Source organism: Cupriavidus numazuensis (assembly GCF_905397435.1).
In the GTDB taxonomy this organism is placed as follows: domain Bacteria; phylum Pseudomonadota; class Gammaproteobacteria; order Burkholderiales; family Burkholderiaceae; genus Cupriavidus; species Cupriavidus numazuensis.
In genome coordinates this window covers 56,265-79,008 of the sequence record NZ_CAJPVI010000043.1, presented here as the reverse complement: position 1 = coordinate 79,008, position 22,744 = coordinate 56,265, and the positions used below count along the sequence as shown (strand labels likewise).

Genomic DNA, 22,744 nt, shown 5'->3' with positions numbered 1-22,744 from the left:
GGCGGTGCTGCCCGACTACATGGTGCCGGGCGCGATCGTCGTGCTCGACGCGCTGCCGCTGAACCCCAACGGCAAGGTCGACCGCAAGGCGCTGCCCGAGCCGGGCCAACTGGCGAGCGCGGGCTACGAAGCCCCGCAAGGCGAGATCGAAACGACGCTCGCCCAGATCTGGGCCGAAGTCCTGAAGCTGCCGCGCGTGGGCCGCCACGACAACTTCTTCACGCTCGGTGGCCACTCGCTGCTGGCGATCCAGCTGCTGGAGCGGGTACGCCGCCACGGCTGGCCGGTGGCGGTGCGCACGCTGTTCCAGCACCCGGTGCTGCAGGACTTCGCGCGTGCGGTGGGCGGCGAGGCGAGCACCGAGGTGGTGGTGCCGCCGAATGGCATTCCTTCGTCGGGCTGCACCCGCATCGAGCCCTCGATGCTGACGCTGGTGTCGCTGGAGGAAGAAGCCATCCGCAGCATCGAGGCCGCGATTCCCGGCGGCGCTGCCAATATCCAGGACATCTACCCGCTGGCCCCGCTGCAGCAGGGCATCCTGTTCCACCACCTGCTGCAGGCCGAGGGCGATGCCTACATCACCACGTGCCTGCTGGCGTTCGACAGCCGCGCGCGCCTGGCCGGCTTCATGGATCACCTGAACGCGGTGATCGCGCGCCACGACATCCTGCGCACCGCGGTGCTGTGGGAAGGGCTCCCCGAGCCGGTGCAGGTGGTGTGCCGCACGGCCACGCTGGTGCCGCAGTGGCTGGAGCCGGGGGATCAAGCCGAAGCGCGCCTGTTGGACGCGGTGGACCCGGCGCACTACCGCCTCGACGTGCGCCGCGCGCCGCTCCTGGGCGCATTGGCGGTACACGACACCGAAGCGGACCGCTGGCTGCTGCAACTGCCCAGCCACCACCTGGTGATGGACCACACCACGCTGGAGCTGCTGGTCGAGGAGATCGGCCTGCTCACAGCGGGGCGTGCAGACGAGCTGCCCGTGCCGGTGCCGTTCCGCCGCTACGTGGCCCAGGCCCGCCTGGGCGTGAGCGAAGCGCAGCATGAAGCCTTCTTCCGCCAGATGCTGGGCGAAGTGGAAACGCCCACGGCGCCGTACGGCCTGCTGGACGTGCGCGGCGATGGCACGCGCGTCGGTGAAGCCCGTCTGCCGCTGCCGCCAGCGCTGTCGGCGAAGCTGCGCCAGCTGGCGCAGCGCCACGGCGTGAGCGCGGCGACGCTGTTCCACCTGGCGTGGGCGCTGGTGGTGGGGCGCAGCGCCGGGCAGGACGACGTCGTCTTCGGCACGGTGCTGTTCGGCCGGATGCAGGGCGGCGAGGACGCGCAGCGCGCGTTGGGGCTGTTCATCAACACGCTGCCGCTGCGGGTCGAGCTGGGCTCGGTCGCGGTGGCGCAGGCGCTGCGCGACACGCATGCGCGCCTGGCCGGGCTGCTGACCCACGAGCACGCCAGCCTGGCGCTGGCGCAGCGCTGCAGCAGCGTGCCGTCGGGCACGCCGTTGTTCTCGGCGCTGCTGAACTACCGCTACAGCGCGCCGGCGCAGTCCCAGGCGCAGTGGGAGGGCATGACCACGCTGGGCGGGGACGAGCGCAACAACTATCCGTTCACGATGAACGTGGACGACCTGGGCGCGGGCGATGGCGGCTTCGCGCTGGTGGCGCAGGTGGTGCAGCCGCTCGATCCGCAGCAGCTGTGCGAGGCGCTGCACGGCACGCTGGCGGCCCTGGCAAGCGCGTTGGAGAAACATCCCCAGCAACTGCTGTGCGAGCTGGAGAACCCGAACAGCACCGAGCTTGCGCAGCTGGAGCAGTGGGGCGTCAATGCGCGCCGCTACGACAACGTCGAGCCGGTGCACCGCATGGTCGAGCGTCAGGACCCGGAAGCGGTGGCGCTGGTCTTTGCCGATGAAACGCTGACCTACGGCGAACTGAACGCGCGCGCCAACCGCCTGGCGCATCGCCTGATCGCCGAGGGCGTCGGCCCGGACGTGCGCGTGGGCATCGCGGTGCCGCGCTCGGTCGAGATGCTGGTGGGCCTGCTGGCGATCCTGAAGGCGGGCGGCGCCTACGTGCCACTCGACCCGGAATACCCGGCCGACCGTCTCGCGTACATGGTGGAAAGCAGCGGCATCGCGCTGCTGCTCACGCACAGCACCGTCACCGGCCTGCCGCCGGTGCGCACCACGCTGGAACTCGACACGCTCGACACCCGCGCGCATCCCGCCCACACGCCAAACGTACCGGTCCACGGCGAGAACCTCGCCTACGTGATCTACACCTCGGGCTCGACCGGCAAGCCCAAGGGCGTGATGGTGCGCCATCGCGGGCTGAGCCACTTCCTGCTGAGCATGCAGGACCAGCCCGGCCTGAGCGGGGACGATGTGCTGCTGGCCGTCACCTCGCTGTCGTTCGACATCGCGGCGCTGGAACTCTACCTGCCGCTGCTGTGCGGCGCGCGCGTGGTGCTGGCGTCGCGCGAGGTGGTGCGCGACGGGCGCGCGCTGGGCGAACTGATGCAGGCGCGCGGCGTGACGGCGCTGCAATCGACGCCGGCGGGGTGGCGCGTGCTGCTGGCCGGCGGGTGGCGTCCCAGCGGCCCGCTCAAGGGCCTGTGCGGCGGCGAGGCATTGCAGCCGGACCTGGCCCACACCCTCAGAGAACTGGGCGTCGAGCTGTGGAACATGTACGGCCCGACCGAGACCACGATCTGGTCGACGGCGGTGCCGGTGCGCGGCGAAGCGGCCATTGGTGGCCCGATCGGCGACACGGCGCTGCGCGTGCTGGATGCCGCGCTGCAGCCGGTGCCGGCGGGCGTGCCGGGCGAGCTCTACCTGGGTGGCGTCGGCTTGGCGCGTGGCTACCTGCACCGCCCCGACCTGGCGGCGGAGCGTTTCGTGGCCGACCCGTTCGATGCCGAAGGCGGGCGCCTGTACCGCACCGGCGACCTGGTGCGCTGGCGCGCCGATGGCCAGCTGGAATACCTGGGCCGCATCGACCACCAGGTCAAGATCCGGGGCTTCCGCATCGAGCTGGGCGAGATCGAAACGCAGCTGCTGGCGCAGCCCGAGGTGCGAGAGGCGGTGGTGGTGGCAAAGGACGGGCGCCTGGTCGGGTACGTGGCTGGCGAGATCGAGCCGGGCGCGTTGCGCGAACGCCTGGCGCAGGCGCTGCCCGACTACATGGTGCCGGGCGCGATCCTCGTGCTCGATACGCTGCCCCTGAACCCCAACGGCAAGGTCGACCGCAAGGCGCTGCCGGAGCCGGGCGAACTGGTCAGCGCTGGCTACGAAGCGCCCGAAGGCGAAGTGGAGGCAGCGCTTGCCGGTATCTGGGCCGAGGTCCTCAAGCTCCCGCGCGTCGGCCGCCACGACAATTTCTTCGAACTCGGCGGCGATTCGATCCTGAGCCTGCAGATCATCGCGCGCGCCCGTCGCGCGGGTCGCGTGCTGACCCCGCGACAGCTGTTCGAGCACCCGACCGTGGCCCGGCTCGCGCTGGTCGCCGAAGCCGTTGTGGCGACTGAGGTGCAGCACGTCCCGGCTGCCGAAATGCCGGTGCCGCTGGTGACGCAGGCCGAGCTCGATGCGCTGGGCGCGCGCGACCTGGCCGACCTGTATCCGTTGTCGCCGATGCAGACGGGCATGCTGTTCCACAGCGTCTCCGACCCGGACGGCACCGCATACGTCACGCAGCTGCGGGTGGATATCGAAGGGCTGGATGCCCGGCGCTTCCGCGCCGCGTGGGAAGCCGCGCTGGCACGCCACGACGTGCTGCGCACCGGCTTCTGGCATCAGCGCGAGGTGCCGTTGCAGTGGGTTGCCGCCCATGTGCCGCTGCCGCTGACCGAGCACGACTGGCGTGGCCGCGACGACCATGACGACGCGCTGGCGCAACTGGCCGCGCACGAATACCGTCCGTTCGACCTGAACCAGCCGCCGCTGATGCGCCTGGCGCTGGTGCGGCTGTCGGAGTCCGTGCATCACTTTATCTGGACCGGCCACCACCTGCTGCTGGACGGCTGGAGCACCTCGCAACTGCTTGGCGAAGTGCTGCGCGACTACCGCGGAGACTCTCGCCCGGCGGCGCCGGCCTATGCCTTCAAGGACTACATCGCCTGGCTGCAGCGTCGTGATGCCGAGGCGAGCCGCAGCTACTGGACGCAGCGCGTGGCCGCGTTGCCCGAGCCGACCATGCTCGCCGACGCGCTGCCGGCGCCGGCGGATGCCGCGGGCTATGGCGAGGTCGTTGTCTCGCTGGATGCCGATGCCACGCGCCGCTTGGGCGATTTCGCGAAGCAGCAGCACGTGACGCCCAATACGGTGGTGCAAGCGGCCTGGGCCTTGCTGCTGGCGCGCTACACCGGCCAGCACACGGTCGCGTTCGGCGCCACCGTTGCCGGCCGCCCGGCCTCGCTGGCGGGCGCCGACGAGATGCTGGGCCTGTTCATCAACACGTTGCCGGTGATTGCCGACTGCCGTGGCGGCCAGCCGCTCGGCGAGTGGCTGCGCACACTGCAGGCGCAGAACCTGGCCTCGCAGGAGCACGAGCAGACCCCGCTCAATGACATCCAGCGCTGGGCCGGGCAGAGCGCGCGCGGCTTGTTCGACAGCATCGTCGTATTCGAGAACTATCCGGTCGACGCCGCACTGAGCGCGCATGGCGACACCGGACTGGCCTTCCACAATGTTTCCGCGGTGGATGTCACCACGTACCCGATGGATGTGGAGGTCCACCTGGGCGAGGTGCTGACCATCAAGTTCATCCACCAGCGCCGCCACTTTGGCGAGGCGATGGTGCGCGCGCTGGCGGCGCACATGATGCAGATGTTCGAGGTCATGGGCCGCGGCACGGTGCGCACCCTGCGCGACCTGTCGCCGCTGTCCGGCGACGAACTGGCGCAGCTGCGCCGCCTCGGCACCGGCGATGCGCCGCGCGGCGGGCAGCTGCCGGTGCATCAGCGCATCGCCGCGCAGGCTGCGGCGCAGCCCGGCGCCATCGCGTTGCTGATGGGCGACGAAGAACTGACCTACGGCGAGCTCGATGCCCGCGCCAACCGGCTGGCGCGCCTGCTGGCGGCGCGGGGTGTCGGGCGCGACAGCGTGGTCGGCGTGGCGATGGAGCGTTCGTTCGATGTCATCGTCGCGCTGCTGGCGGTGCTCAAGGCGGGCGGCGCCTACCTGACGCTCGATCCCGCCTATCCGGCGGATCGCCTCGGCTTCATGATGCGCGACAGCGGCATGCAGTTGCTGATCGCACACCGGGCCGTGCTGCCGCGCCTGCCGGCAGGACACGATGTGCCGACGGTCGTGGCGGACACGCTCGACCTGTCCGCCGGCGACAGCCGCGCGCCGGCCGCCGCGACGCACGAGGCCGACCTGGCCTACGTGATCTACACGTCGGGCTCCACCGGCACGCCGAAGGGCGTGGCCGTGGCGCACGGGCCGCTGTCGATGCACTGCATGGCCACTGCCGCCATCTACGGCATGGGGCCGCGCTCGTGCGAGCTGCATTTCATGTCACTGTCGTTCGACGGCGCGCATGAGCGCTGGCTGACCGCGCTGTGCGTGGGCGCCGGCCTGGCGCTGCGCGACGACACGCTGTGGAGCGCCGAGCAGACCTACGAGGCGCTGCACCGCTACGGCATCACCAACGCGGCCTTCCCGCCGGCCTACCTGGGCCAGGTGGCAGACTGGGCGGGGCTGCGCGACGACGCACCGCCGGTGGAGCTGTACGTGTTCGGCGGGGAGGCCATGCCCAAGGCGTCCTACGACAAGGTCCGCCACACGCTGCGTCCGCGCACGCTGATCAACGGCTATGGCCCCACCGAGACCGTGGTGACGCCGCTGATCTGGAAGACCGATGCCGCCGACACCTTCGACTGCGCGTACGCGCCGATCGGCAAGCCAGTGGGCGAGCGTACGGCCTATGTGCTCGATGCCGACCTGGCGCCGGTGCCGCGCGGGGTGATCGGCGAGCTGTATATCGGTGGCTATGGCCTGGCACGCGGCTACCTGGGCCGCGCCGGGCTGTCGGCCGAGCGCTTCGTTGCCGACCCGTTCGACAGCGAGGGCGGACGCCTGTACCGCACCGGCGATCTGGTGCGCTGGCTGCCCGACGGCAATATCGAGTACATCGGCCGCGTCGACCACCAGGTCAAGATCCGCGGCTTCCGCATCGAGCTGGGCGAGATCGAGGCACGCTTGCGCAGCGTGGCCGGCGTGGCGGATGCCGCGGTGGTGGCCTGCGACGGCCCCTCCGGGCGCATGCTCGCGGGCTATATCGTGCCGCGCGAGGGCGAGGACGCCGCGCGCCTTTCCGGCCGCGTGCGCCGGGAGCTGGGCCAGGCGCTGCCGGACTACATGGTGCCGGCGCACCTGCAATGCCTGAGCGCGCTGCCGCGCCTGATCAGCGGCAAGCTCGACCGGGCCGCGCTGCCCGACCCGCAGGCCGGCGGCAGCGCCCGCTACGTGGCGCCGTCTACGCCGCAGGCGCAACAGCTTGCCGAAATCTGGCAGCAGGTGCTGGGCGTGCCGCGCGTGGGCGAGACCGACAACTTCTTCGAGCTGGGCGGCGATTCGCTGTCGAGCCTGAAGGTGGTGTCGCGCCTGCGCCAGCTGGGCGACCCGCAGCTCGCCTTTACGCTGCGCGATCTGATGGCGCGCCCGACCATTGCCGCGCTGCTTGGCCGGGAGCAGGCCGGCAGCCCGCTGGTGCCGCTCAATGCCGCGCAGGATGGCGCGTCGCCGCTGTTCTGCCTCCATGCCGGCGTGGGCACCATCTTCGACTACCAGCCGCTGGCGCGCCGCCTCGACGGCACCCGTGGCGTGCTGGGGATTCCATGCCGGATGCTGGCCGACACCACGCATCGCGACACCGCGCTCGCGCAGATGGCCGACGACTATTGCGCCATGATCCGCGAGCGGCAGCCGCAGGGGCCGTACCGCCTGCTCGGCTGGTCGCTGGGCGGTACGCTGGCGGCACTGGTGGCGGCTCGCCTGGAGGCGCAGGGGCAGGCCGTGGCGTTCCTGGGACTGATCGATCCGTTCATGCCTGGCGAAGCCGAAGTGGATGACGACTGGCAAACGGACTTTGCCAGCTTTGCGGCGATGGCGTTGCCGGGATCGGTGCCGGGGGAGTTGCCGGTGGCCGAGCCCGAAGCCGGGGATCTGGCTGCGCTGTTCCAGACGTTGCTGGCGCAGCGGAATGCGTCGCCGGAGTCCGGGTATGCCGCGATGGGTGCCGGCGAACTGGCCCGCATGTTCGCCGTGGCGCGCCACCTGAAGGCGCTGTCGCTGCAGGCGCCCGTGCTGCCGCCGCTGCAATGCGAGCCGCAGGCATGGTGGGTGGCGGATCGCGCCGCTGACGAAGTGGCCGCGTTGGCCGCGCAGGCGCGACGCGACGTGGTGAACCGGACGGTGGATGCGGATCACTTCGGCATCGTGGCGGATGCCGGGCTGCTGGAGGCGGTGGTGACGGCGCTGGAGGTGCGCGGGGAGGTGGCGGCCGACTGAGGCGAGAGGGCAGGGCGCCAGCGTAATGCTGGCGCCCGAGGTTGCTGACAAAGTCAAAAGCAGCGACGGTTGTCTCCCCTCTCCCATTTATGGGAGAGGGGCGGGGGAGAGGGCAGGAGTTGCCACGAAGTGAGGTGTCATGGTGCTTGCCACGCGCCTGCCCTCTCCCCCAACCCCTCTCCCGCAAGCGGGAGAGGGGAGCAAGCAATCTGGTGCGTCAGCGTAATGCTGGCGCACCAGGCCCGGTTGCCCTGTGCGCATGCGGCAGAAAGGCAACCGGCAAGCCAGCAGGCAGGCGGCGCTGTCCGCGCCGCCCAGCCGCTTACCACTTGTACGTTACTGTCCCGATGACCTTGCGCGGCTCGCCATAGAAGCAGCCATAAGTGCAGGAGGCAACGTAGTTCTTGTCGCCCAGGTTGGTAGCATTGACCGCAAAGCGCCACGGCCCCGTGGTGTAGCTGACCATCGCGTCGAACAGCGTAAACGCGGGCACCGATCCTTCAATGAACGTGCCGCGTGTCTCGCCCACGTAGCGCACGCCTGCGCCGATCTTCAGCCCGGCCAGTCCGAAGGCGCCAAAGTTGTAGTCCATCCACAGCGAGACCTGGTTGTAGGGAACGCCGCCGGTGCGGCTGCCATCCAGTTCGGGCGTGAGCGGGCTGCTCTGGAGCGTGCGCGCATCCGTGTAGGCATAGGCGGCGATCAGGTTGGTGTAGCGGCCGATGCGGGTGCGGGCCTCCAGTTCCACGCCGCGCGAGCGGACCTTGCCCAGCTGCGTCTGGAAGGTGGGATCCTCCGGATCGGTCACCAGCACGTTGGTCTGCGTCAGCTGATAGATCGCCGCCGACAGCAGGATCGACGAATTCTTGGGCTGGTAGCGGATGCCGGCCTCGTACTGCTCGCCGCGCGACGGCTTGAAGCTGCCGCTGTTGCGGTCACGGCCATTTTCCGGCACGAACGACTGGCTGAAGCTGAGGTACGGGGCGATGCCGTTGTCGAACAGGTAGACCAGGCCCGCGCGTGCGGTCGTCGCGCTGCTGCTGGTGTTGTTCCAGCTGGTCGAATCATAGTAAGCGGCCTGGCCCGTGGTGGCCCAGTCCTGGCGCAAGCCCGCAAGCAGCACCAGGCGGTCGTTGATCTTCATCTGGTCCTGCGCGTACACGCCGAGCAGCGACATGCGGTCGCGCCATGAGGCCCCCGACGACGGCACCGGATCGCCCAGGCCCAGGCCATAGGTCGGCGTGAACAGGTCCAGCGGCGCGGCGTCGCGGTCGGCGCGCACGGTCTGATGCTGCTGATAGGTGTAGTCAAAACCGAACAGCGCGGTGTGCTTCACCGGGCCGGTCACGAACTCATGCTGCAGCGAGGTGTCCATGGTCACGCCGTAGCTGCGGTCCTTGCGGTCCTGCGCGCCGCGGAACATGGTGGTGCGCATGTCCGGCTCCAGCCCGGAAATCCAGATGCTGGGGAAGTCGTTGTCGGAGTGGTAGTAGCGCACGCTGTTGCGCAGCTTGGTCTGCTCGTTGAAGGCATGCTCGAACAGGTAGCCGACCGAGTACTGGGTCGAGTCGAACTTGTCGTAGCCGGGCTCGCCGACAAAGCGGTTGCGCGGGATCTTGCCGTTCGGATTGGGCAGGATGGTGCCTTCGGTGGGCAGGCCATAGACGTAGGTGGTGCGGTCGCGCTGGTATTGCGTGAGCAGAGTCAGGGACGTATCCGCAGTGGGCTGCCACTTGAGCGCCGGGGCAATGTAGAGCCGGTTGTCGCGCACAAAGTCCACCGCACCATCGGCGTCGCGGCCGAGGAAGGTCAGGCGGTAGGACCATTTCTTCTCCTGGTCGAGCGCGCCGGCGAAGTCGCCGTAGAGCTGTTTGCGGTCAAAGCTGCCGACGTCCAGGTTCAGCTCGCGCAGCGGCTCGACCGTCGGGCGCTTGCTGATGGTGTTGACAATGCCGCCCGGCGCCGCCGCGCCGTAGAGCACCGAAGACGCGCCCTTGAGCAGTTCGATGCGCTCCAGGCCGTATGGCTCTTGCTGGCCGTCGTACGGGTTGGCGGTCAGCTTGGTGCCATCGCGCAGGAAGTTGCCGGTATTTGGGTTGAGCTGGAAGCCACGCGAGGTGATCGTGTCGGTGGTGCGGTCCTGGCCCTCGACCCGCGCGACGCCCGCCACGTAACCGAGCGCGTCGGTCAGGCTTTGCGCCTTGAGATCGCGGATTTCGTCGGCACCCACCACGGAGATGGATTGCGGCGTCTCGATCAGCGGCGTGTCGGTCTTGGTGCCGGTGCCGCTGCGGTGGGCCGCAAAGCCGTCGAAGTGCCCGGCGGGGTCCTCTTCGCGGTTCGCCGTTACGGTGACCGGCGTCAGCGTTGCGGGCGCCGGTGCCTGCGCCGTGGTCGTGGCCTGGGCCGTGGTGGTGGCGTCGGCATCGGCCGCGCCTGCCGGCGTGGTCATTGCCAGGCCGAAGCAGACGGCGCCGGCGGCGGTAGCCATCCGGGTCAGCCGAGGCTGGAAGGGTGAAGCTTCGAGGCGAGTTTCCTGTGTTGTCATTGTCGGTTCTACAGAGGCTGGTTAAAAACTACTGCGGCTGCCTGAACGGCAGAACGCCCCGACGCGGTAGCGCCGGGGCGTGTCGCCGGAACAATCCGGCACTGCTTGAGCGCACAGAGGCCGTGGCCAGCTCTGTGCGGTGGCTGGCTAGCCTTGCGCGGCGCCGGCGGTGGCCACTTCGTGCACGCGCGGGCTGGCGCGGTCGCGACGGCCCGGTGTGGCAAAGGCGCCATTCAGCGCGGCAGTAATCTCGCCGGTGCGTACGGCTGTGACCGACAGCAGCGTGTCGCTCAGGCCGTGGCTGTTTTCGCACGCGCCTTGCAGGAACACCGCGGGGCGGAAGTCCGCCGCGGTCAGCACGCGGTAGTCGCGGTCCACGGCAAAATCGCCCAGCCACGGCGCCAGCGGGTCGAGCATGGCGCGGTGCCGTTCCCGTTCGTAGCCGGTCGCCAGGACCACCATGTCGTAGCGCTCGCTGAAGCCGCGCGCCGCATTGAGGTCGTGCAGGTCCAGCTCGATGCCGTTGGCGCCGGCGCGCGCGCCGCGTACCTCGTGACGGCGCAGGAAGCGGTGGCGCATGTCGCCGCGCACGCGCTGCTCGTAGAACACCTTGAAGATGGCCTCGATCAGTTCCAGGTCGGGGCAGGCGTAGTTGGTGTGCCAGAACTCGCGCAGCAGCGCGTCGCGTTCCTGTTCCGGCCGGTGGTAGACGTGGTCGACGAAATCGGCATTGAAGATCTCGTTGACGAACGGACTGTCGTCGGACGGGCGGATCGAGCGCGCGCGCATGATCAGGTCGACCTGCCCCTCGGGGTAACGCCCGTGCAGTTCCATGAACAGCTCGGCGGCGCTCTGCCCGGCGCCGATCACGGCGATGCGCGCCGCGCCCGGATGGGCCGCCACGCGGCGCAGGTAGTTGCTGGAATGGAATACGCGGCTGTCCTGGCGCAGCGCGGCGAATTCGTCGGGAATATTCGGCGTGCCACCGATGCCCACCACGAGGTTGCGGCCCAGCCGCTCGCACAGCTGGCCGTCTGCATTTCGCGAGCGCACGCGCAGCAGCGACACGCCGCCGTCGCGCCGCTCCGGCAAGACTTCGAGTACTTCCTCGCCATAGGCGCAGCGGTCGCCGAAGTGTGCCGCGGCCCAGGCCAGGTAGTCGTTGAACTCGTGGCGGCTGGGGAAGAAGGTCTTCAGGTTGATGAAGTCCTGCAGCCGGCCCTTCTGGTGCAGGTAGTTGATAAAGGTGAAGCGGCTGGTCGGGTTGCGCAGCGTGGCCAGGTCCTTCAGGAAGGAGATCTGCATGTGCGCGTTGTCGAGCAGCATGTCCTGGTGCCAGGCAAAGCCGGGCTGTTTCTCGATGAACATGGCATCGAAGCGCCTGCCCTGTTGCCGGTGCTCATCCAGGGCGATGGCGAGTGCAACATTGGAAGGGCCGAAGCCGATGCCGATCAGGTCATGGACTTGCATGGGATGTCCTTTGCGGTAAGGGTGACGGGTTGCTGGCCGTGCCCGGGGGCAGGGGCATCAGCTTGCGGGAGCCACAGCGCTTCGCTGAAGAAGCGCTCTCTGGGCAGCACGCCCAGCACGGCCCGCTTGTGCGGGAAATCGAACTCCTTGACCAGCGTGTAGCCGCAGCGCGACAGGCTCTTGCGCATCTTCCGGTTGTCGGCGCGGGGCTCGATCACCAGGCGCTGGGTGCGGCAGTCGTCGAGGAACAGGTAGTGCGAAACCGATGGCATCCACGCGGTCAGCCACGGCTTGCCGCGATAGCGCGCTTCCCCGACCAGTACGTGCCAGCCGCGGTCGTAGTCGGCGGCCTCGCAAAAGGGGGCGATGCGGTCCTCGCTGGCCCAGTACACCTCGAAATAGCCGAACGGGTCGCCGTCGAAGCTGCCGATCAGCGCGGTCACATGGGGATCGGACGCGATGCGTTCCAGGTAGGCGCGCTGGTGCGCGAGGTCGCCTTCTTCCTGCCAGAAATCGGCGACGACCGGATCGTTCATCCAGCGGTGCATCAGCGGCAGATCGGCTTCCAGGTCGAGCGCGCGCAGCGTCAGCGTGCGGGCGAGCCACGGGATCTCGCGCGCATAGACCACGCCTTGCGGCTTGGGCGGCCGCAGCGGGTGGCGGTGCTCGCCGGTCTGCACGTAGGCCAGCGGAAACGGCTCGCGCGCGGCAGGCAGCCAGGGGCTGGGCAACTGCCAGCGCATGGCGAGTTCCTGCTCCGGGGTGTGCGCGTCGGCGGGAGGGTGGGAAAGAGTGGTGTCTGACACGGCTTCAGGCGGAATCGGTAGTCGGGACGCTGCGGCGTCCCCGTGACGACAGGACGGAATGGCGGGCGAAATGTTCAGGCGGCCACCGCCAACGGTGTGCCGAAGGCGCGGGCCAGCACCTGTCCCAGTTCACGGCGCAGGCGGTCAGCCTCGGTGGTCACACCGCCCAGACGGGCGAAGTCGTGGACCATGCCGGCGTACACTCGCAAGTCCACCGGCACGCCGGCCTCGGCCAGCCGCGCTGCATACGCCCGGCCTTCGTCCAGCAGGGGATCGAACTCGGCCAGTACCACGCAGGCGGGCGCAAGGCCTGCCAGGCTGGCGGCCAGCAGCGGGGCGAAGCGCCAGTCCTGGCGCTCGGCGTCGCTGCCGAGGTACTGGGCGAACATCCATTGCAGCGTGTCGGCCTCCAGCAGGTGGCCTTGCGCCAGGCGGCGGTGCGAGTCGCTGTCCTGCCAGGCAGCGGTGCACGGGTAGAGCAGCAATTGCAGGCACGGCTGCGCCCGGCCGGCGTCGCGTTCAGCCAGGCACAGCGCGGCGGCCAGCGTGCCGCCCACGCTGTCGCCGCCCACCGCGACGCGCAGGGGATCCAGCCCCTGCGCGGCGCCATGGGTGCGCAGCCAGGCAAGGGCGTCCCCGGCATCGTGGAAGGCGGTCGGGAAGCGATGTTCCGGGGCGCGGCGGTAGTCGACCGCCAGCACTGCGCAGCCGCCGTGGCGGGCCAGGTCGCGGCACAGGCTGTCGTGGGAATCCAGCCCGCCCAGCACGTAGCCGCCGCCGTGGAAATAGAGCAGCACCGGCGCCAGGGCTTCGGCGCCGCGGTACAGGCGCGCGCGCAGGAGCGTGCCGTCGCGCGCGGGCAAGGTGAGGTCGATGGCCGGCACCGGCGCGCCCGGGATGTCGAGCACCTCGGTGGCGGCGTCATAGGCGGCGCGCGCCTGCGCCGGCGTCATCGCGCTCATGCGGGGGCGGCTGCCGGCATCGGCATTGGCAAGTTCCAGGAAAGCTTCAAGGTCAGGATGCAGGGGCATGGCGAACGAGGGTCCGATGGCGTTGCTGCGGAGGACGAGCGGGGAGGCAAATTGTTCAGGAGCCGTGAACAGATCGCTGCCCGCTTCGTCCTTGCCCTGTAGGCTGGCCGGGCGTTGTCGCCGGCTGGCATGGATTCTTTGAGGAAGAACGCATGCACCGGAAATCCTGGCTCGCGGCCGCGCTGCTGGCCTGCGCCGTGGTGAACCCTGCTAGTGCCGAGGTGGAAATTCGCCGCACCACCGATGGCATCCCACATGTGCGCGCCGACAGCTGGCGCGGCGTGGGCATCGGCTACGGCTATGCCCAGGCGGAGGACGCGCTGTGCACGCTGGCCGAGGGCTTTGTCACCTATGCGGGCCGGCGTTCCTACTACTTTGGCCCGCAACAACGGCCACAGGCGCCATCGACCTTCGGCCAGTCGACCAGCCTCGAGCTGGACCTGTTCTTCCGCGGCTTCGCGGATCAGGCGGCCGTGGAGGCCTACCGGCAAGCGCAACCCGTTGAACTGGCTGAACTGGTGACCGGCTACGCGGAGGGCTACAACCGCTACCTGGGTCGACTCGGCCGCGACCCGGGACGCAAGCACGCCTGCGCGGGGCAGCCGTGGGTGCAACCGATCATGGCGGACGACATTTATCGCCGCATGATCGCGGCCGGGCTGGCGGCGGGCTACGCGCGCTTTATCCCGGAGATCGTCAACGCGCAGCCGCCCGTGGCGCGGAACGAAAATCCCCAGGTGGCACGCCGGCCGGAAGGCGACCTGCGCGAGCGGCTGGCGGCAGCGATCGGTGAGGTGCGGGGCCTTGGCAGCAATATGCTGGCCTTCGGCAGCCAGGCTACCGGCGGCCAGGGCAGCGTGCTGTTCGGCAATCCGCACTGGTACTGGGGCGGTCCCGACCGCTTCTACCAGGCTCACCTGACGCTGCCCGGCAAGCTGGATGTGGCGGGCGTGTCGTTCCTGGGCGCGCCGGTCATCATGATCGGCTTTAACCCGCAGGTGGCCTGGACCCATACGGTTTCCGCCGCGCGCCGCTTCGGGCTGTTCGCGCTGACGCTCGACCCGGCCGATCCCACACGCTATCTGGTCGACGGGGTGTCCGAGCCGATGCAGGCCGTTCCCGTCGCCGTGCAGGCGCGCGAGCCGGATGGTTCGATCCGGACCATCCGCCGCACGCTGTACCGCACCCGCTTCGGCCCGGTGGCGGACTTCGGCAAGCACCATGCCGCGTTCGGCTGGGCGCCGGGGCATGCGCTGGCGATGCGCGACGTCAACGCCGCCAACCTGCGGGTATTCCGCAACTTCCTGCGCTGGAACCGCGCCGGCTCGCTCGATGAGTTCATCGCGATCCAGCGCGAAGAGGCGGCAATGCCGTGGACCAATACGGCAGCCATCGGGCGCGGCGATGCGCGCGCGTGGTATGCCGATATCGGCGCAGTTCCCAACGTGCCCGACAGCCTGCGCACGGATTGCGCCACGCCGCTGTCAGCGGCGTTCTCCACGCTGGATCCGCATACCCCGCTGCTGGACGGCGCCCGCTCGGCCTGCGACTGGCGCCAGGACCCGGCCGCGGCGCAACCCGGTGCAATGCCGTCCGCCAGCATGCCGGTGATGCTGCGCGAGGACTATGTCGCCAATATGAACGACAGCTACTGGCTGGCCAACCCGGTGCAGCCGCTGCAGGGCTTCCCGTCCATCCTGGGTGGCGAGGGCGAGGCCCTGTCGATGCGCACCCGCGAGGGCCACAGCATCGCCGCGGCCATGCTGGCGCAGCCGGGCACCGACATGGCGGCCCGCCTGCGGCAGGCGGTGCTGGCGGCGCGCAGCTATCCCGCGGCGCAGTTCAAGGCCGACCTGCTGGCGCGCGCCTGCGGCGATGCACCAGCCGGCGAGCTGGCGCGGGCCTGCGCCGTGCTGCGCGGCTGGGACGGCCGCGCCGGCGCACAGGACCGCGGCGCAGTACTGTGGGACGCCTTCTGGACCAGGCTGGAGCACATGCCGCCGGCGGAATTGTTTGCCGTGCCGTTCTCCGCCGCCGAGCCGCTGTCGACACCGCGTGGCGTGACGGCGCCGCCCGAGCGGGTCAGGACCGCGCTGCGCGAAGCCATGGCCGACCTGGCGCGCAAGGGCCAGGCCGCCGACGCGCCGCTGGGGCGCTACCGCTACGTGCGCAGCGGCGGGCGCCGGGTGCCGCTCTACGGCGGTTGCGGCGACCTGGGCTATTTCACCGTGGCGTGCAACGCCAGCGGCGGCTATGCCCTGGGGCCCGCCTCGCATGCCAACACCTATCTCCAGGTCGTGCGCTTCGGCCCGGAAGGCGTGCAGGCCGACACGCTGCTGGCCCACGGCGAGCGCGAGACCGCCGTGCGCGGCGGCGCCGGCGCCGGGCCGGTGAACCGATACGCCGCGGGCAACTGGCTGCGCTTCCCCTTCGACGAGGGCGAGATCGCCCGCGATCCGGCGCTGCGCCGAACCATCCTGCCCGAGTGACGTTCGCGCCTGAACATTGCGGCGCGCCCCTCGTCTTGCCTATGAGCCGGCGCGCAGCGCGCCAAGTCTTGCCATGAGCCGGCGCACAGCGCGCCAAGTCTTGCCATGAGCCGGCGCACAGCGCGCCGGCGTGCCCCTTTTCGAACGGACCCAATGGAAACTACACGCAGCCCCGCCGCCGAAATCGCCCGCCTGCTCAGGCCGTTCCTGCCCTGGATGGCGCTGTCGGCCGTCACCGGTATCGGTGCGGGCCTCGCCACCGTGGCGCTACTGTCCACCATCAACCAGGTGCTGAACCGACCCGGCGGCCTGGCTGGCGGGCTGCTGCTGACCTTTGTCGGGCTGTGCGGGCTGTCGCTGGCGGGCCGCGCGATCTCGGATATCTCTACCAACCTGGTCGGCCAGCGGCTGGTGGCGACCGTGCGCAAGAGCCTGGCGCGCAAGATCCTGTCGGCGCCAATCGACGCGCTGGAGCGCTATCGCACCCACCGCCTGATGCCCGTGCTGACGCAGGACGTGGACATGATCAGCGACGTGGCGTTCTCGCTGTCGTCCACGGTGATCGCCGTTGCCATCGCGCTGGGCTGCCTGGGCTACCTGGGCTGGCTCTCGCTGCCGCTGTTCGGCCTGCTGGTGGTGATGCTGGCCATTGGCGGCACCATCCAGGCGCTGGCGCAGGCGCGCGGCGTGGCGGGCTTCTGGAAGTCGCGCGAGCATGAAGAGCGGCTGCACAAAGCCTACCGCGGCATCAGCGAGGGCGCCAAGGAACTGCGCATGCACCGCGCCCGGCGCATGCGCGTGCTGAGCGGCCAGATCGAGAACGCGGTCGATGTGATCCGCGACATCAACTGGCGCGCCATCAACACCTACGTGCTGGCCACCGCGTTCGGCTCGGCGTTGTATTTCCTGCTGATCGCCGTGATCCTGGGCTGGGCCGCGCTGCGCACGGTCGAGCCGGTGGTGCTGAGCGGCTTCGTGCTGGTGCTGCTGTTCCTGAAAGGGCCGGTGGACCAGATCGTAGGTGCCTTGCCCGGCATCGGCCGCGCCAGGGTAGCGTTTGCCCGCATCGCCGACCTTTCGGCCCGCTTCGCCAACCCGGAGCCGCACCTATCGCTCGAACGGCCGCCGAGCGAGGCGCGCCTTGCGGACGCGATCGAGCTGCGCGGCGTGCGCTATGCCTTTGAGACGCCCGACGGCACCGAGCCCTTTGTGCTGGGGCCGGTGGACCTGGCCCTGCGCGCCGGCGAACTGGTGTTCGTGGTCGGCGACAACGGCTCCGGCAAGACCACGCTGATCAAGCTGCTGCTGGGCCTGTACGCGCCGCATGAAGGCGAGGTGGTGCTCGACGGCACGCCGGTCACGGCGCAGACGCGCGACGACTACCGCCAGCTCTTCACCACCGTGTTCTCCGACTTCCACCTGTTCGAAGACCTGGCCGGGCAGGGCGAAGGCGCCGCCGCACCCATGCCGGAAGCGGCGCTGCCTTACCTGCAGCGGCTGGAGATCGCGCACAAGGTCAGCGTCAAGGATGGTGCCTTCAATACGCTCGACCTGTCCACGGGCCAGCGCAAGCGCCTGGCGCTGGTGCACGCCTACCTGGAAGGGCGCCCGGTGCTGGTATTCGATGAATGGGCCGCGGACCAGGACCCGGCGTTCCGCCACCTGTTCTATACCGAACTGCTCCCCGAGCTGCGCGAGCGTGGCCACCTGCTGGTGGTGATCTCGCACGACGACCGCTATTTCCACCTGGCCGACCGCGTCGTGCGGATGCAGGCCGGGCGCATTGCGGCGGTCGAGCCACGCGCTGAAGCCACGCGCACCGGTGCGGACGCTGTTGCCGCATGACGGTGACTACCGCGGTTGAGGAGACGGTTGCCGACGACATCGTCAACCAGTTGCGGCGCGCCCGCCTCAAGGCGACGCCCAACCTGCTTGCGATCCTGCGCGTCATGGCGGGCAGCGGCGGGGACTGGCTGTGCGGTGAAGACATCTATCGCCGCATGCTGCTGCGTGGCACGCCGCTCGGATTGGCCACCATCTATCGTCTGCTCAAGGTGCTGGTTTCGGCAGGCCTGGTTGCGCGCGTCTGGCAGGAAAACTGCGGTTGCGCGCGTGCGGTCTACCGGCGTTGTCCGGAGCTGACCGGCAGCAAGCTGCGCGTGCGCACCAGCCTGGGCGGCGTGTGGGTCGATGTCGACGACGCGGCCCTGCGCGAGGCGTTGTTGCGCGTGCTGCGCGAGCACCAGCTCGGCAACGGCGCGCATTGGGAAATCGAACTGGGCAGGTCAGAGGAGTAGCGGCAGTGCTGAGTGGCTGGTGGGGTAAGTTGGAGGGCAGGCTGGGAAAGGGTGGCCGGTTGCTGGTCGCCATAGTAGTCCTGGCTGTGCTGGGCGCGGGCGCGGCGGCGTCGATGCGCAGGCCGGCGCAGGACATGCATACGGTGCAGGTTGCGCGCGCCACGATCGAATCGAGCGTGACCGCGCTGGGCACGCTGCAGCCGCGCCGCTATGTCGACGTGGGCGCGCAGGTCTCGGGGCAGATCTTCCGCCTGCTGGTGCAGCCCGGCGACGTGGTCAAGGAAGGCCAGCTGCTGGTGGAGATCGACCCCAGCGTGCAGCAGGCAACGGTGGACGCCGGTCGTGCCTCGCTGGCCGCACTGCGCGCCCAGCTGGCCGACCAGCGCGCGCAGCACCGGCTGGCCGGCCAGCAGCATGCGCGCCAGCGCCGCATGGCCGCGGACGAGGCCACGCGCGAAGAAGACGTGCAGGGTGCCGAGGCCGCGCTGGCGTCGGCTGCCGCGCGCATCGACCATATCCAGGCGCAGATCGCGCAAACGCAGGCGACGCTGAAGGCCGACGAGGCGCGGCTCGGCTATACCCGCATCTATGCGCCGATGGCAGGCACGGTGGTGTCGGTCGATGCCCGCCAGGGCCAGACCCTCAATGCCACCTACCAGACCCCTAATGTGCTGCGCATTGCCGACCTCGGCACGATGACAGTGTGGTCCGAGGTGTCCGAGGCGGACGTGCGCCGTGTACGGCCCGGCATGCCGGTGTACTTCACCACGCTCGGTGGCGAGACCCGCCGCTGGCAGGGCAAGGTGCGGCAGGTGCTGCCGGCGCCGCCGACGCCGGCAGACAAGACCGGCAGCGAGGGCGCGGCCACGCCCGCCTCCGCTGCCAGCAAGGTGATTGTCTACACCGCCTTGTTCGATGTCGAAAACGCCGATGGCGAACTGATGCCGCAAATGACGGCGCAGGTCAGCTTTATCGAAGCCAGCGCGCGGGACGTGGTGACGGTGCCGCTGGCATCGCTCACGGCGAATGGCGAGCGCGGTCACTTTACCGCGCGCGTGCTTCGCGCCGACGGCGAGGTGGAAACGCGGCGCGTGAAGGTAGGCGTGCGCAACCGCTTCAGCGCCCAGGTGCTGGAGGGCCTGCAGCCGGGCGAGCGCGTGGTGGCGGACAGCGCGACGGAGCGCGAATCGTGAGCGGCGCGCCTCTGATCGAGCTGCGCGGCATCCGCAAGTCCTATGGGGGCCAGCCCCGCGATGGTGCCCCGGCCACCGAGGTGTTGCGCGGGGTGTCGTTGCGCATCCATGCGGGCGAGTTCGTCGCCATCGTCGGGGCCTCCGGTTCAGGCAAGTCGACGCTGATGCATATCCTCGGCTGCCTTGACCGGGCCAGTGAAGGGCAGTACCTGTTCGACGGCCGCGACGTCGGCGGCTTTGACGCCGATGCGCTTGCCTGGCTGCGGCGCGAGGCCTTCGGCTTTGTGTTCCAGGGCTACCACCTGGTGCCGACCGAATCCGCGCGTGAAAACGTAGAGATTCCCGCCCTGTATGCCGGCATGCCCGAGGCCGCGCGCCGCGAGCGCTCCACCACCTTGCTGTCGCGCCTGGGCATGGGCACGCGGCTGGACCACCGGCCGCGCCAGCTTTCCGGCGGGCAACAGCAACGCGTGGCGATCGCGCGCGCGCTGATGAACGGCGGCCGCATCGTGCTGGCCGACGAACCCACAGGCGCGCTGGACAGCCGCAGCGGCGCCGAAGTCATGGCGCTGCTGCGCGAACTCGCCGCGCAGGGGCATACCGTGATCCTGATCACCCACGACCGCGAGATCGCCGCGCAGGCGCCGCGCGTGATCGAGATCCGTGATGGGCAGATCGTGGCCGACTCGGGCGAGCCGCAAGAGCCGGCGGCAGCGGCGGCAGACGCAGCGATCCCCGCGCTGGCCGGGGGCGAAGCCAGTGTTGCCGCAGAGCTGCGTGACGCCATGCGCGCGGCATGGCGCGTGATGTGGGGCAACCGCTTTCGCACCGGGCTGACGCTGCTGGGCATTGTCATCGGCGTGGCCTCGGTGATCGTCATGCTGGCGGTGGGCAGCGGCTCGCAGAACCAGGTGATGGCGCAGATGGAGACCTTCGGCTCGCGCACCATGTTCGTGGCCGCGATGAGCGCCTCGTCGCGCGAGCGCGGCGCGCCGCTGCGCCTGGACGATGTCGGCGTGATCGAGAGCGTGCCGAATGTGCTGGCGGTGGCGCCGTATATCGAGGATCGCGTGGTGGTGCGGCGCGGCGGCATTGACCACAACACGGAGGGCGGCGGCGCCACGGTCGCATTCGGCAAGGTGCTGCGCTGGCCGGTGACCGAGGGCGCGATGTTCGACGCTGCCGACGAGCGGCGCGCGGCCAAGGTCGCGGTGATCGGGCAGACCGTGCGCAAGCGGCTGTTTGCCGATGGCAGCGACCCGGTGGGGCAGGACATCCTGGTGGACAAGGTGCCGTTCCAGGTGGTCGGCGTGCTCGCGGCGAAGGGTTCGTCAGGCGGCGAGGACCAGGACGACCGCGTGGTGGTGCCGATGTCCGCGGCGGTGGCGCGGCTCTATGGGCGCCCATACCCGAGCTGGATCGCCGTGGAGATCCGCGATCGCGACCTGGCCAGCGAGACCGCCGCCGCCATCGAGGCACGCCTGGCCGAGCACCGGCGCGGCAAGGACGTCCGCATCTGGAACCAGGCCGAGGCGATCCGCGTCCAGACCGCCACCGCGCGCACCATGACCGTGATGCTGGGCCTGATCGCGGCGGTGTCGCTGGTGGTTGGCGGCATCGGCGTGATGAACGTGATGTTGATGACGGTCCGCGAGCGCACCCGCGAAATCGGCATCCGCGTGGCCACCGGCGCACGTCAGCGCGATATCCAGCGCCAATTCATGGCAGAGGCGGTGCTGGTGACGGCGGTGGGCGGCGGCGTTGGCGTGGCGGCGGGGTTGATCACCGCAGTGGGACTGTGGCTGGCCGACGTGCCGGTGGCATTTTCTGCGGCGGCCTGCGCGCTGGCCTTTGGCTGCGCGGTGCTGACCGGGCTGGTGTTTGGCTTCATGCCGGCGCGCAGCGCGGCACGGCTGGACCCGGTGCTGGCACTGGCGGGGGAATGACGATGCGGGCCTCGTTGTTTCGCTTGGTGCCGTTGGCCGGGATCGCACTGGCCGGCATCGTGCTGCCCGGTTGTGCGCTGCACGGTGACCGCGCCGATCGCGCCGTTACGGTGCCCGCTGCCTGGAGCGCACCGCAAACGGTCACCGCCGGCGACAGCGTCGATGACGGCTGGTGGCTCAGCTTCGGCAACGATGAACTGGACACGCTGGTGCGCCGTGCGCGCCAGCAAAGCCTGGACCTGGCCTCCGCGGTCGCGCGCGTGCAGCAGGCGCAGGCGCGCGCCGCTGTCGCGGGTGCGCCGCTCTGGCCGGAACTGAACGCCCGCGCCGACGTGACGCGCGAAGGACGGCTTGGCGGCGACGCGCAGGTTGATGGCCCGCTCTATGGCGTCAGCCTGTTTGCCCGCTACGAAGTCGACCTGTGGGGACGCTACCGTTCGTTGCATCAAGGGGCGCTGCAGGATTTGCGCGCCTCGCGCTTCGACCGCGATACCGTGCAATTGACCGTCACCGCAGGCGTTGCCGACACCTGGCTGCAGGCGCAGGCCCTGCGCGAGCGAGGGGAGATCGCGGGGCGCAACCTCGACAACGCGCGGCGCGTGCTTCGGCTGGTCGAGGCGCGCGGGCGCGCCGGCGCCGCCGGGCAGCTCGAGCTGGCACAGCAACGGGCGCTCGTGGCGGCGCAGGAGCGCGCACTGCCTGCCCTGCGGCAACAAGAGCGCGATGCCCGCACCGCGCTGGCGGTGCTGCTGGGCGAGCCGGCGCCCCCGGCGCTGCGGACCGCCGGGCTCGATGGCCTGCAACTGCCGGATATCGGCGCGGGAACACCTTCCACGCTGCTGGCCCGGCGCCCCGACATCGCGCGGGCCGAAGCCCGCCTTGCAGCCGCCGATGCCAACGTGGCCGCGGCACGCGCCGCGTTATTGCCGTCCGTGAATTTCGGCGTGGGACTGGGCTATTCGGGGCTGCACCTTGGCTCGCTGTTTGACGGGCCCGTCTATACGCTGGCCGCCGGGTTGCTGGCACCGATCTTCGATGGCGGGCGGCTGGCCGGCAATCGCGACATTGCGTTGGCGCAGCGTACCGAGTTGCTGGCGGACTATCGCGCGGCCATCGTCAATGCCTTCGCCGACACCGAAGTTGCGCTCAGCACCGTGGCGGGTGCCGACGCGCAGGCGCTGGCCCAGGCCGAAGAACTCGCCCAGGCCCGCCGCGCCGTCGCGTTGTCGGAGGCGCGCTACCGGGCCGGGGCCGAGACGCTGCTCACCTTGCTCGACAGCCAGCGCACCTTCTATGCAGCGCAGGACCTGTCGGTACAACTGCGGCTGGCAAGGCTGCGGGCGCGGGTGGCGATGTACCGGGCGCTCGGCGGCGGGTGGGGCAGCTGAAGCGGCGGGGCCTGGCCATTGCACAGCTTCGCGACGCGAGGTGCGGCGCCACGGCGTCATTGTCCC

At 70.0% G+C, this 22,744-nt stretch carries 10 protein-coding genes and 1 pseudogene; 7 read left to right on the top strand and 4 right to left on the bottom strand.

What is annotated here, in order from left to right; translation table 11 throughout:
- Window positions 1-19 precede the first annotated feature (19 nt).
- The gene (locus KHO41_RS28775) at window positions 20-7,510 is read left to right on the top strand and encodes an amino acid adenylation domain-containing protein (RefSeq protein ID WP_211956638.1); all 7,491 of its coding nucleotides are present in this window, start codon (window positions 20-22) and stop codon (window positions 7,508-7,510) included.
- A 322-nt stretch (window positions 7,511-7,832) separates the two neighbouring features.
- Here the strand turns inward: KHO41_RS28775 and KHO41_RS28770 are convergent, their stop codons facing one another.
- The 4 genes and pseudogenes from KHO41_RS28770 to KHO41_RS28755 form a co-directional block, all read right to left on the bottom strand.
- Complete coding sequence (locus tag KHO41_RS28770; RefSeq protein ID WP_244874072.1) at window positions 7,833-10,001, bottom strand: TonB-dependent siderophore receptor; 2,169 nt, start codon at window positions 9,999-10,001, stop codon at window positions 7,833-7,835.
- A 204-nt stretch (window positions 10,002-10,205) separates the two neighbouring features.
- Window positions 10,206-11,528: a lysine N(6)-hydroxylase/L-ornithine N(5)-oxygenase family protein gene (locus KHO41_RS28765; protein WP_211956636.1), complete on the bottom strand. Its 1,323-nt coding sequence runs from the start codon at window positions 11,526-11,528 to the stop codon at window positions 10,206-10,208.
- Window positions 11,510-12,265, bottom strand: a pseudogene (locus KHO41_RS28760) (GNAT family N-acetyltransferase); the annotation flags it as partial. The gene KHO41_RS28765 and the pseudogene KHO41_RS28760, both read right to left, overlap by 19 nt.
- Before the next feature lie 143 nt (window positions 12,266-12,408).
- A complete protein-coding gene (locus KHO41_RS28755) occupies window positions 12,409-13,365 on the bottom strand; it encodes an alpha/beta hydrolase (protein WP_211956635.1) in 957 nt (318 codons plus the stop codon).
- A 152-nt stretch (window positions 13,366-13,517) separates the two neighbouring features.
- Between KHO41_RS28755 and KHO41_RS28750 the strand changes: the two genes are divergently transcribed.
- The 6 genes from KHO41_RS28750 to KHO41_RS28725 all read left to right on the top strand — a co-directional run bounded on the left by KHO41_RS28750 (window position 13,518) and on the right by KHO41_RS28725 (window position 22,678).
- Window positions 13,518-15,854 (top strand): penicillin acylase family protein, encoded by a 2,337-nt coding sequence (locus KHO41_RS28750; protein WP_211956634.1) that lies wholly within the window; start codon window positions 13,518-13,520, stop codon window positions 15,852-15,854.
- Between the two features lie 153 nt (window positions 15,855-16,007).
- The gene (locus tag KHO41_RS28745; protein ID WP_211956633.1) at window positions 16,008-17,699 is read left to right on the top strand and encodes a cyclic peptide export ABC transporter; all 1,692 of its coding nucleotides are present in this window, start codon (window positions 16,008-16,010) and stop codon (window positions 17,697-17,699) included.
- On the top strand, window positions 17,696-18,151 hold the full coding sequence (locus tag KHO41_RS28740) for a transcriptional repressor (protein WP_211956632.1): 456 nt from the start codon (window positions 17,696-17,698) through the stop codon (window positions 18,149-18,151). Before KHO41_RS28745 ends, KHO41_RS28740 begins: the two co-directional genes overlap by 4 nt.
- 113 nt (window positions 18,152-18,264) lie before the next feature.
- A complete protein-coding gene (locus KHO41_RS28735; protein ID WP_211956645.1) occupies window positions 18,265-19,344 on the top strand; it encodes an efflux RND transporter periplasmic adaptor subunit in 1,080 nt (359 codons plus the stop codon).
- The gene (locus KHO41_RS28730) at window positions 19,341-21,290 is read left to right on the top strand and encodes a MacB family efflux pump subunit (RefSeq protein WP_244874071.1); all 1,950 of its coding nucleotides are present in this window, start codon (window positions 19,341-19,343) and stop codon (window positions 21,288-21,290) included. Before KHO41_RS28735 ends, KHO41_RS28730 begins: the two co-directional genes overlap by 4 nt.
- Window positions 21,287-22,678, top strand: coding sequence for an efflux transporter outer membrane subunit (locus KHO41_RS28725; RefSeq protein ID WP_244874070.1), 1,392 nt, complete (start codon window positions 21,287-21,289; stop codon window positions 22,676-22,678). The genes KHO41_RS28730 and KHO41_RS28725 overlap by 4 nt, the downstream gene beginning before the upstream one ends.
- Window positions 22,679-22,744 lie beyond the last annotated feature (66 nt).

What these genes read in the sequence shown, in the direction of transcription:
- KHO41_RS28775 (WP_211956638.1), top strand. Translation starts at nt 20, where the DNA reads ATGGTGCCGGGCGCGATCGTCGTGCTCGACGCGCTGCCGCTGAACCCC.
- KHO41_RS28770 (WP_244874072.1), bottom strand. Translation starts at nt 10,001, where the DNA reads ATGGCTACCGCCGCCGGCGCCGTCTGCTTCGGCCTGGCAATGACCACG.
- KHO41_RS28765 (WP_211956636.1), bottom strand. Translation starts at nt 11,528, where the DNA reads ATGCAAGTCCATGACCTGATCGGCATCGGCTTCGGCCCTTCCAATGTT.
- KHO41_RS28755 (WP_211956635.1), bottom strand. Translation starts at nt 13,365, where the DNA reads ATGCCCCTGCATCCTGACCTTGAAGCTTTCCTGGAACTTGCCAATGCC.
- KHO41_RS28750 (WP_211956634.1), top strand. Translation starts at nt 13,518, where the DNA reads ATGCACCGGAAATCCTGGCTCGCGGCCGCGCTGCTGGCCTGCGCCGTG.
- KHO41_RS28745 (WP_211956633.1), top strand. Translation starts at nt 16,008, where the DNA reads ATGGAAACTACACGCAGCCCCGCCGCCGAAATCGCCCGCCTGCTCAGG.
- KHO41_RS28740 (WP_211956632.1), top strand. Translation starts at nt 17,696, where the DNA reads ATGACGGTGACTACCGCGGTTGAGGAGACGGTTGCCGACGACATCGTC.
- KHO41_RS28735 (WP_211956645.1), top strand. Translation starts at nt 18,265, where the DNA reads ATGCGCAGGCCGGCGCAGGACATGCATACGGTGCAGGTTGCGCGCGCC.
- KHO41_RS28725 (WP_244874070.1), top strand. Translation starts at nt 21,287, where the DNA reads ATGACGATGCGGGCCTCGTTGTTTCGCTTGGTGCCGTTGGCCGGGATC.